General features: G+C 47.4%; 1 protein-coding gene and 1 pseudogene. Both read right to left on the bottom strand.

Annotated features, from left to right (window positions below; all coding sequences use genetic code 11):
- Window positions 1-298 precede the first annotated feature (298 nt).
- On the bottom strand, window positions 299-445 hold the full coding sequence (locus AB4496_RS13000; protein WP_170962724.1) for a hypothetical protein: 147 nt from the start codon (window positions 443-445) through the stop codon (window positions 299-301).
- A gap of 6 nt (window positions 446-451) precedes the next feature.
- Window positions 452-1,210 (bottom strand): annotated as a pseudogene (recC, locus tag AB4496_RS12995) (exonuclease V subunit gamma); the annotation flags it as partial.

Here is a 1,210-nt window from a genome sequence, read left to right as displayed (position 1 = left end):
TCTGTGGAGTGATTACCTGAACACTGCTTGTGGTCGTCATGCCTTACTGCCTTTTGATAGATGAGTCTGTTAAAAATGTGACTATTGCTATAAATGTGACCTAGCGTGGAAAACGTCATTCAATTTACGTCCTACGCTGATTTGTTAATAGTTAGTGCGATCTCTCTCACGGATCAATTCAGATCGCCTCGCTACTATGCGCCCACGAGTTCAGGTGCGCGTACGAGTTTTATACTCATGCGTTACTTTGAACCACAGAATAATGGTCCCTCTGACCTGTGGCCGTACAGCGAACGCCCTACACTAATAATGATTTACTGGCGGCCACTTTATTTCCTGTACTTTGCTTCTCTTCACCTTGAAAGCAGGTATCCCAAATGCTGACCAGCGACTCTCTTTCGTTTTTCATTAATTCAGCGCACTCGCTATTGATCTTGTCGATCACAACCACTTACTCCTGATCTTCCAGATCGGCAGCAGCCAACCTTGCCGCCTGTAACACAAGCGTTGAATACATACGCGACTCAACAGCCAGCTCATCGTCCCACTTAGGCCAAATACGTGAGATGTAAGTATCTCTCCCCTCACCCGTAAAGGCGAAGCTGTCATTAAAGGTATCGGCCATTTTCTTGAGCGACTTTTCTTCGTCATCGACCCACTTACCACGGCTAAAGCCCGCTTCAACACCAGCCAATGCGGTTTTCGGGAAATAAGGCAATGGTGCAGTCATGCCTTGATAAAACAGTCGCACTAATTCAGCCAACAAGCTCTTCACCTGCTGCGCATCGCCGATAGGCTGTAGCGTCTGGTGAACAACGCCCTCTTTTCTGTCATAGCCAATAATATGGGTCGTTTTCCCGTGTCCCATCACTGCGCAACATAAATGATCGATCCATGCTGCTAAGTAATCTTGAGAGCGTATTTTGCCGCTACGGAAACGCACTAGACCTGATTGGTAGTTTTGAGTTAACCAACCCATCAAGCGAACAGGTTTGCCTTCGCCTAACACATCAAATTCGATATTCACTTCGAGATCTTGTTGCGGTGATCCGCTCACAAATCGAATCTCTTTAGCTAAGTCTTCCGCTTGAACACGGTTGGTTTCAAACTCGATATCACCAAAGGCGCCAACCGGTAATCGGCCCTGTGCTTTTTGCTCAGAGACAAACAGTCGCACTGCTTCGTCTGCGCCTTCAGGGTGGTCTAGCAG

Source organism: Vibrio sp. 10N.222.46.A1 (assembly GCF_041473595.1).
Lineage (GTDB): Bacteria > Pseudomonadota > Gammaproteobacteria > Enterobacterales > Vibrionaceae > Vibrio > Vibrio tasmaniensis_A.
This window is presented reverse-complemented; position numbering and strand designations above follow the sequence as displayed.